This window comes from Moraxella canis (assembly GCF_002014965.1).
Taxonomy (GTDB): Bacteria; Pseudomonadota; Gammaproteobacteria; order Pseudomonadales; family Moraxellaceae; genus Moraxella; species Moraxella canis.
The window spans coordinates 170,428-179,053 of the sequence record NZ_MUXT01000006.1; the positions used below are offsets into that span (position 1 = coordinate 170,428).

Consider the following 8,626-nt stretch of genomic DNA (forward strand, 5'->3'; position numbering starts at 1 on the left):
GCGCTGAAATGATGAGCCAATCAAAGCCATTATTATAATTCAAAATTTATTCAAAAGTGATTAATTTTGATCGAAAACGGTGCGGCGATTCATTGATCTTGGATTGAATTTTCAATAATTTATAACCGCTGATCACCACCGAAATACTCAAAAACATATAAAAATTTCTGCTAAAATAGGGCACTTAAGCCCAATGCATACCAACCAAAGTAGAATTATGAATACCCAAACTTCTTTTTTTGATGGCGCATCCAAAGGCAGTTCTGCCAAAGCTGATGATCAAATCATCGCTCAGATGCGCGCCTTGATCGAGGTGCTAAAGCGCCATAATCATGCGTATTATGTGATGGATGCGCCGACGATTTCTGATGGCGAATATGATGGTCTGCGCCGCGAGCTGATGACACTTGAGGAGCAGCATCCCGATCTGAGACAGCCTGACAGCCCGATTAATACAGTTGGTGGCGAGCCGCTACCGTTTTTTACCCAAGTGGCGCATGAGGTGCCGATGCTATCACTGGGCAATGTGTTCAATGCTGATGATCTGTCAGGATTTTTGCGCCGTGCCAATGAGCGATTGGGCGTACTCATTGATGAATATGAAATGGAGCTAAAGCTTGATGGATTGGCGGTATCGCTAAAGTATCAATACGGTCAATTCATCCAAGCGGTCACGCGCGGCGACGGGCAGGTGGGCGAGGACATCACGCATAATGTCAGAACAATCCGCAATTTGCCACTGACTTTGGCAGGATGTGAGCAAATCAAGCGGCTTGAGATCCGCGGTGAGGTGCTGATGCCAAAAGCAGGTTTTGAAAAATTAAATCGGGAAAGCACCGCACGCGGCGAAAAAACCTTTGCCAATCCGCGCAATGCCGCCGCAGGCTCGCTCAGGCAGTTAAACGCTGTCATCGCCGCCGCGCGTCCGTTAGCGTTTTTTGGATATTCGGTGAATGATGGATTGCCGGATGGCATCACCACGCAGTCAGGCGCGATGCAGTGGCTTGGTCAGCTTGGGTTTGAGACTGCGCCTTTTGAGGTCGCCAAAAGTCTTGATGAGATTCAAGCATTTTATGCCCATATTATCAAAACGCGCAGCCAGTTACCTTTTGAAATTGATGGCTTGGTCATTAAGGTGAATGATTTGGGTTTGCAGGCGCGATTGGGATTTTTAAGCCGTGAACCGCGCTGGGCGACTGCATATAAATTCCCTGCCGAAACTGTGCCTACCAGGCTGATGGGCGTTGAGTGGCAAGTGGGGCGGACAGGGACTTTGACACCTGTTGGTAAGCTTGAGCCGGTGAATGTGGGCGGCGTTACGGTCAGTAATGTCACGCTGCATAATTTTGGTGAGATTGAGCGTCTTGGGGTGATGATCGGCGATATGGTCAATGTCCACCGAGCAGGTGATGTCATACCTAAGGTGTCCGGGGTCATCACTGAGCTGCGTCCTGGCGATGCTGGTTTGATCACTTTGCCAAGCACTTGCCCGGTTTGCCAATCGCCTGTCGCCTTGCCAGACGGTGAGGCGCTGGCAAGATGTACTGGCGGACTGTACTGCGCCGCCCAGCAGCAAGAGGCGCTGATTCATTTTGTTGCTCGCCGTGCGATGGATATTGATGGCTTGGGCGGTCAGTGGCTGATTAAGTTTTTTGAAATGGGGCTGGTTCGGACGGTGGCAGATATTTATAAGCTCCATGAGCAGGCTGAGCATTTGATGACTCTAGAAGGCTTGGGTGATAAATCAGTCACCAAAATGCTGTCCGCCATTGAAACATCCAAACAAACGACCTTGCCACGTTTTATTTTTGCCTTGGGGATCCGCGGTGTTGGTGAAAGTACAGCGCTGTCATTGGCGCAGCAGTTTGGCGATTTGCAGCCAATCATTGATGCGGATTTAGAAGCGCTGCAAGCCGTCCCTGATATCGGTGAAGTAACCGCCCAATCAATTTATGATTTTTTTCGGGCGCCGCATAATATCGAAGTGGTGCAGGCGCTGATTGAGGCGGGTGTTCATTGGCAGGCGATGGATACGCCGGACGCATCGTCGCTGCCATTGGCTGGCGAGACTTGGGTGGTGACTGGCACTTTGGCAAGTATGGGGCGCGATGAAGCCAAAGATAAGCTCATTGCTTTGGGTGCTAAAGTTGCTGGCAGCGTGTCGGCGAAGACCACACGGCTACTTGCTGGCGAAAAAGCCGGCAGCAAACTTGAAAAAGCTCAAAAGCTTGGCGTCGCAGTCGTTTTAGAAGATGAATTTTTAGCACTACTGACTTCATACGATCAGGCATAGCAGCGATGAGTCGGATAAATAATCCACAAACCCTGCCCATGCTTGGGCTTTTGATTGGGTGCATCTTATTTGGCATGGGCAGCTTGATTGTGGTGCATGTCGATGTCGGCGCTTATGCCATGGCATTTTGGCGATTGGCAGTGTCGTCTATCGTATTTGTGCTGCTCGCGCTCTTGTTTCGCCAAAAGTTCCCCCGATCAAAACCTGCCTTGGTATATGCACTGCTTGCAGGCGCCGCGCTTGGTCTTGATTTGGCGCTATGGCATGAAAGCATCCATGCGGTGGGTCCTGGTATTTCTACCCTGCTAAACAGCTTGCAAATTTTCTTTTTGGCGTTTATTGGCTTTTGCTTTTTTGGTGAGCGTCAAAATCGGATGCAGCTTGTTAGCCTCGTCCTTGCGGTGATGGGTGTGGCGCTGATTGCCAGTCCTGAGTTTGGGCATAATGGGCAGGCAGGCTTAGGCTTTGTGACAGGGATCGTCTCTGGCGCCTGCCTTGCGATTTCTTTGACTTGGGTTCGTCAAGTGCATTATCATGCGCCGACGCCACTGTTTAGCTTGATGGCTTTGGTGGGTGCAGGGGGTGCGATGGCGGTGCTGCCTTTGATGCTTTGGCTGGATCAAGGTCAGATTCTGCCCAAGACATCCCATGAGCTTGGCTGGATCTTGGTCTATGGCACAGTCATGCAGTGCTTAGCTTTTGGTGCGATTGCGTTTAGTATTCCGCGTCTGAGCTTGGCGGTGACGGGACTGTTATTATTATCTGAACCTGTGGCGGCACTGGTGCTGGATTATTTTTGGTTAAATAAATCCATCACCGTCATACAGTGGCTAGGCGCGGCACTCACCATGGCTGCCATTTATTTGGGCTCGGTCAAAGCCAAAGCCAAGCACTGATTTGGTAAAACTCAAACCCTTTTTGATTCGCTGATTTATTGAGCGTTTTGAGTCGATACAATCTCAATGGGCAGCTCCAAGCCTTCAGCAAATTTATCAGAGATAATATAGCTATGCTGTTCATTGACGACATCAGGCGTCACTTGAATGATCAGCGCAGGATCGCTGCCATCACGAAAGCGATGAGCGATATACTGATTGCCAAGCTGATCGACGATTTTACCAAGCGCTTCTGGGCTTGCCATGGATAGCAGCATAGAATATTGCGCTTGTTCAGCACTGATATTAAACGCATTGGCATAATTAACGACAGGCTCACTGTCGATCAAAAATGGATAATCAAAGGCAGTTTTATCCACTTTGGCGGTTTTGGTATCAATGTGCGACCAGTCAATTTTTGTTTTGCCATCTTCGGTGATGATGGGCTGAATTGACGACGCCAAAGGCTCATGATCTGTCCCAAGCTCATCTAGTAGCGCTTGAAAATCATGGGGATTGTCTAAATTTTCATGACCATCGGTGGTTTTGGCAGCCTTAGCGTCATCATGGATGAGTTTTAAATTATCTTCAGTGCTGCGGTCATGGCAGCCGATCAGTGCAACCGCCAAAAGCGGTATGATAAACTTAAACACAGGCATATCAATCATCCAAATAAATTTTTGTACTAGATTTTACCGAATTCATCACAAATTGGCTATTAAAATTAGCGACATTATTATCACCCGATAGATTTTGGCGCGTAAAGCGATGATAATCTTGCATGTCTTTATTTGCAACCGTCAGCACAAAGTCATAATCCCCTGAAATTTCATAGCAGCTGAGCACTTGCGGATGTGTTGCCATCAGTCTTTCAAATCGATGCTGCATTGGCGTGTTTGAATGGGTCATTTTGATCAGTACAAGCACGATCAGCGGTCTTTGGACTTTGGCGGGATTGACGATGGCGACGGTGCGTTCGATCACTTTGGCATCGCTTAATTGACTGATGCGCCGCTGCGCTGTGGCGGTGGAGATTTGCAGTTTTTCAGCGATCGTTTTTAGGGGTAAGGTGGCATCGTCTTGCAGTATGTTTAAAATTTTTTTGTCAATATGATCAAGTTTATGCATTATTATAAATTCCAAAAATATGAGAAATTTTATCACAATCCATAGAATTTTGAAAAATATACTTAAAATATCAGCAATTATCAGAACATTGTATCATCCTTTTTTCTTACAATACGCCTATTATTTTAATCAATTTACCATCAATAATTAGGATGCGACGGTCTTTATGATGACAGCGGTCTTGAGATACACAGGCAGGATTTTTCAAATGAGCCATCTGTTGACTGGCAATCAGCTGATGATTGGGGTGATCCTTGCGGCATTGTCCAATGTGCTTTTTGGTGTGCTGTACGCCTATGGCAAATGGATGGCGCCTTTGACGGGGACGCAGGTATTTTTTTGGCGCATGGTGATGATGTGGCTGTGCATGGCGGCATTTTTGGTGATGACAGGCAAGATGGCTCAGGTTAAGTCTGATTTGCAGGCGATCCATAGCGCCAAATCTTGGGTGTATTTGCTGCTACCCACGCCCATCTTGGCAAGTCAGCTGTGGCTGTTTATGTGGGCACCGGTGAATGGACAGAGTATTCAGGTGTCGATGGGGTATTTTTTATTTCCGCTGACGATGGTCGTGGCAGGGTTTTTGGTGTTTCGTGAAAGACTGACCAAGCTGCAGACACTTGCCGTGGCGCTGGCGGCGGCTGGTGTGAGCGTAGAGATTTGGCGCACCAGCGGCATCAGCTGGGCGACGCTTTGGGTGTGTGGCACGTATCCGATTTATTATGTGATGCGGCGATTGCTTGGGGTGCGTGCCTTGACGGGTTTATTTGTTGATTTATCGATCATTGCGCCGATTTGTTTAGTGGGCATCTTGATGAGCGATGCGGCGATGGTCACAAGCAGCGGCACGCTGCTGGTCAAGGCATTGGGGCTTGGGGCGATCAGCGTACTTGCGATGGCGACTAATATCGAAGCCAGCCGCCTTTTGCCTGTCAGCTTATTTGGGATGCTAAGCTATCTTGAGCCGGTTTTATTATTCATACTGTCGATTACGATTTTGGGCGGCGTGTTTAGCTTGGGTATGTTGGCAAGTTATGGACTGATTTGGGCGGCGGTGGTGTGTTTGATTATCCAAGGGCTGTTTGCGAATCGCCAAAAAGATGAGCAGCGCAGTTAGTCTGTATGATGCAGCCACTAAAAACGATGCCAAATTAGCATCGTTTTTTTTGATTTTTTTTGATTTTTATAGTTGATTTTTAAAGCCACGCTGTTTATCACGCGCAAAATCACGCTCTTTGAGTGTTGCGCGCTTGTCGTGCAGCTTTTTGCCTTTGGCAAGGGCGATTTCGCATTTGACGCGCCCATTTTTCCAATAACAAGACAGCGCCACCACCGCATAGCCTTTTTGATTCACCATGCCATAGAGCTTGTCAATCTCACGGCGATTTAACAAAAGCTTGCGTGTGCGAATGTTATCAGGATTGACGTGTGTTGAGCTGGTCAAAAGTGGCTGAATGTGCGCACCAAATAAAAACGCTTCACCATTTTTAAAGATTACATAGCTTTCGGTGATTGACATTTTGCCTGCGCGAATGGATTTGACTTCCCAGCCTTCAAGCACTAAGCCTGCTTCATAAGTTTCTTCAATAAAATATTCATGCCGCGCCTTTTTATTAGCGCAGATCTGATTGCTTGGTTTTTTTGCCATGATGTGTCCTTATTATTCTTAAAATTACTCAAAATAAGTCGTATTTGACCTTTATTATAGCAAAATTCGCCAAGTTATTCATACAAGTGTCATCTTGCTGGGTGGATTTAAAATGGCGGAGCGCTTTGGTGGCGTAGCGGTTGCGTCATCCCCAAAAAATTTGTTAATATGAAGTAGGTATTCACACTCTAAGCTTTAAAAGGAAACAATGATGCTAAACAGTCAACCCACTTTAGAAACCTTAATGAATCACCGCTCGATTCGGAAGTACACAGGCGAGCCGATTTCTGAGGAGATGTTCACCGCGATACTTGAGGCAGGACGTGCGGTATCGACGTCAAGTTTTCTTCAGGCAGCAAGCATCATCCGCGTGGTGGATAAGTCTAAGCGCACTCAGCTAAGACAAATTTCTTGTAATATGAGCCAAGAAGAATATGAGCAGGCGCTTGCTGATGGTAAGCGTCTGGGTCATGCTTATGTAGAAGAGTGTGCTGAGTATTTGGTGTTTTGTATGGACAGTCATCGTCATAATCAGCTTGCTGATGTGCAGACTGACTGGACAGAAGTGATGGTCATTGGGGCGATTGATGCCGCCTTGATGGCACAAAATGTGCTGGCGGCTGCAGAAAGCTTAGGGCTTGGTGGCGTCTATATCGGCAGCCTACGCAATGACATTCGCCGTGCAGGCGAGATTTTGGACTTGCCAAAACATGTGGTGCCTTTGTTTGGGCTTTGCTTGGGTCACCCAGATATGTCTTCTAAGATCAATCAATCGCAGCGTCCGCGCTTGCCACTGGATGTACTGGTGTCTACAGATACTTATCAAGTGCCAGATGAGCGCGCGCTGGCAGAATATAATGACGTGGTGCGTGAATATTATCAAGGACGCGGATTGGATCTCGACTGGAGTGCCCAAATTGCCTCGACTTTTGGCGGTGAAGTGCGCCCATTCATGCTTGAATACCTACAAGACCAAGGCTTTGCGAAGCGTTAATTGATCAAATTGAGCATTTAAACTCATAATTCATTGATGGCTATTCAATAAAGGCAGGCAAGTCCTGCCTTTATATTTTCATATTTAAAAGTCAATAAAAATTTGTTACCATAGGCATTTTGTTTTGTAATCAAAAGGCGTATCGCCATGACAACTACCCCTAGAAAAGTTCTTTATCCTGGCACATTTGATCCGATGACCAACGGTCACATTGACTTGGTGAATCGTGCGCTTAAGTTATTTGACGAAGTGATCATTGCTGTGGCATTTGCGCATCACAAAAAACCGCTCTTTGATTTTGATGAGCGTGTGGCACTGGTGAAACACTATTTTGCGGATAATCCTAAAGTGTCAGTGGTGGGTTTTGAGGGATTATTGGTTGAATTCGCCAAAGAGCAGGGGGTAAGTGCGGTACTGCGTGGGCTGCGTGCGGTGAGTGATTTTGAATATGAATTTGGACTTGCTAATATGAATCGCAGTTTGGATGATAATTTTGAAGCAGTGTTTTTGACGCCGTCTCAAGAGTATTCATTCGTATCATCGACCTTAGTGCGTGAAGTCGCTAAGCTTGGCGGCGATGTCAGTAAATTTGTCCCTGAATCGGTGTTGGCAGCATTTGACAAAAAGTTTCATCAATCATAGGCGCTGTTATGGCATTAAAAATTACCGAAGAGTGCATTAACTGCGATGTCTGCGAGCCAGTTTGCCCTAATGAAGCCATCTATGCAGGCGAGGACATTTATGTGATCAATCCAGCCTTATGCACTGAATGTGTCGGGCATTATGATACACCTCAGTGCGTGGATATTTGTCCTGTGGACTGCATTCCCAAAGATCCAAAATTTCCAGAGACCGAAGACGAGCTGATGGCAAAATATCAAAAACTTACCGCTGGTTGATAAACTATGTTATAATTATAACTTGGCAGACTAGGCAATCGCCGGCACGACAGTGCGGGAGGAAAGTCCGGGCTACATAGGGCGATGTGCTAGCTAACGGCTAGGAGGCGAAAGCCTACGACCAGTGCAACAGAGAATAGACCGCCTATGATATAGGTAAGGGTGAAACGGTGGGGTAAGAGCCCACCGCATGACTGGCAACAGTTCATGGCAAGGTAAACTCCACATGTAGCAAGACCAAATAGGAACTCAATGGGTTGCCCGCTCAGAGTTCGGGTAGGTTGCTTGAGCGTATTGGCGACGATACGCCTAGATGAATGATTGTCCACGACAGAACCCGGCTTATCGGTCTGCCTTTTGACATTTATGGCTTTATTTATATAGTCCAAACGAACTGCGCTACTGCTGCTCATCAATATTAAAATTTTTCAAAATTTTTCAAAATTTTTTAATTTTACCGTTGACAAGCCAAAACTTTATGCTATAATTTGCGTCCTGTAACGGCGATGTAGCTCAGCTGGTTAGAGCGCACGACTCATAATCGTGAGGTCAAGAGTTCAAGTCTCTTCATCGCCACCACATATTATAAAAATTTAAAATTAATGCTTGACAGAAGATTTTAATTCATTATAATATGACTTCTACTCTGATGAATGAGTAGCAAAAATTTACGAAATCTAACTAATTCGTAAAAAACCAAATAAAAAGCTTGACTTCAAAACATCCCATGTTATAATAGTCGGCTCAAGTTAATCAGACGATGATTAACACACTATTTAAAATCCAAAC

The 8,626-nt window shown here is 46.3% G+C and carries 9 protein-coding genes, 1 tRNA gene and 1 other RNA gene; 8 read left to right on the forward strand and 3 right to left on the reverse strand.

The genetic code is table 11. The annotated features are described in order from the left end of the window. Positions 1–217 precede the first annotated feature (217 nt). Positions 218–2,293 (forward strand): NAD-dependent DNA ligase LigA, encoded by a 2,076-nt coding sequence (gene ligA, locus B0180_RS05900; protein WP_078256083.1) that lies wholly within the window; start codon positions 218–220, stop codon positions 2,291–2,293. 5 nt (positions 2,294–2,298) lie between these two features. Further along, complete coding sequence (locus tag B0180_RS05905; RefSeq protein ID WP_078256084.1) at positions 2,299–3,189, forward strand: DMT family transporter; 891 nt, start codon at positions 2,299–2,301, stop codon at positions 3,187–3,189. A gap of 35 nt (positions 3,190–3,224) precedes the next feature. Here B0180_RS05905 and B0180_RS05910 read toward each other — a convergent pair whose 3' ends face one another. Beyond that, positions 3,225–3,827, reverse strand: a complete 603-nt coding sequence (locus B0180_RS05910) for a hypothetical protein (protein ID WP_233424939.1) — start codon at positions 3,825–3,827, stop codon at positions 3,225–3,227. 1 nt (position 3,828) lies between these two features. After that, a complete protein-coding gene (locus B0180_RS05915) occupies positions 3,829–4,296 on the reverse strand; it encodes an Lrp/AsnC family transcriptional regulator (RefSeq protein ID WP_233424940.1) in 468 nt (155 codons plus the stop codon). 208 nt (positions 4,297–4,504) lie between these two features. Between B0180_RS05915 and rarD the strand changes: the two genes are divergently transcribed. Beyond that, on the forward strand, positions 4,505–5,413 hold the full coding sequence (gene rarD, locus B0180_RS05920; RefSeq protein WP_143821283.1) for an EamA family transporter RarD: 909 nt from the start codon (positions 4,505–4,507) through the stop codon (positions 5,411–5,413). 66 nt (positions 5,414–5,479) lie between these two features. Here the strand turns inward: rarD and smpB are convergent, their stop codons facing one another. Beyond that, entirely contained in the window at positions 5,480–5,944 is a 465-nt protein-coding gene (smpB, locus tag B0180_RS05925) for an SsrA-binding protein SmpB (protein ID WP_049235842.1), read from the reverse strand. 211 nt (positions 5,945–6,155) lie between these two features. Between smpB and nfsA the strand changes: the two genes are divergently transcribed. The 5 genes from nfsA (at position 6,156) to B0180_RS05950 (ending at position 8,416) form a co-directional block, all read left to right on the forward strand. Next, positions 6,156–6,938, forward strand: a complete 783-nt coding sequence (gene nfsA, locus B0180_RS05930; protein ID WP_078256087.1) for an oxygen-insensitive NADPH nitroreductase — start codon at positions 6,156–6,158, stop codon at positions 6,936–6,938. A gap of 147 nt (positions 6,939–7,085) precedes the next feature. Then, the gene (coaD, locus tag B0180_RS05935; protein WP_078256088.1) at positions 7,086–7,580 is read left to right on the forward strand and encodes a pantetheine-phosphate adenylyltransferase; all 495 of its coding nucleotides are present in this window, start codon (positions 7,086–7,088) and stop codon (positions 7,578–7,580) included. 8 nt (positions 7,581–7,588) lie between these two features. Next, positions 7,589–7,837 (forward strand): YfhL family 4Fe-4S dicluster ferredoxin, encoded by a 249-nt coding sequence (locus B0180_RS05940; RefSeq protein ID WP_078256089.1) that lies wholly within the window; start codon positions 7,589–7,591, stop codon positions 7,835–7,837. A 22-nt stretch (positions 7,838–7,859) separates the two neighbouring features. Further along, an RNA gene (gene rnpB / locus B0180_RS05945) (RNase P RNA component class A) lies at positions 7,860–8,198 on the forward strand. 141 nt (positions 8,199–8,339) lie between these two features. Continuing rightward, positions 8,340–8,416, forward strand: a tRNA-Met gene (locus B0180_RS05950). Positions 8,417–8,626 lie beyond the last annotated feature (210 nt).

Coding starts and splice junctions, on each gene's coding strand:
- smpB (WP_049235842.1), bottom strand. CDS start 5,944: ATGGCAAAAAAACCAAGCAATCAGATCTGCGCTAATAAAAAGGCGCGG.
- B0180_RS05910 (WP_233424939.1), bottom strand. CDS start 3,827: ATGCCTGTGTTTAAGTTTATCATACCGCTTTTGGCGGTTGCACTGATC.
- nfsA (WP_078256087.1), top strand. CDS start 6,156: ATGCTAAACAGTCAACCCACTTTAGAAACCTTAATGAATCACCGCTCG.
- B0180_RS05940 (WP_078256089.1), top strand. CDS start 7,589: ATGGCATTAAAAATTACCGAAGAGTGCATTAACTGCGATGTCTGCGAG.
- ligA (WP_078256083.1), top strand. CDS start 218: ATGAATACCCAAACTTCTTTTTTTGATGGCGCATCCAAAGGCAGTTCT.
- B0180_RS05905 (WP_078256084.1), top strand. CDS start 2,299: ATGAGTCGGATAAATAATCCACAAACCCTGCCCATGCTTGGGCTTTTG.
- B0180_RS05915 (WP_233424940.1), bottom strand. CDS start 4,296: ATGCATAAACTTGATCATATTGACAAAAAAATTTTAAACATACTGCAA.
- coaD (WP_078256088.1), top strand. CDS start 7,086: ATGACAACTACCCCTAGAAAAGTTCTTTATCCTGGCACATTTGATCCG.
- rarD (WP_143821283.1), top strand. CDS start 4,505: ATGAGCCATCTGTTGACTGGCAATCAGCTGATGATTGGGGTGATCCTT.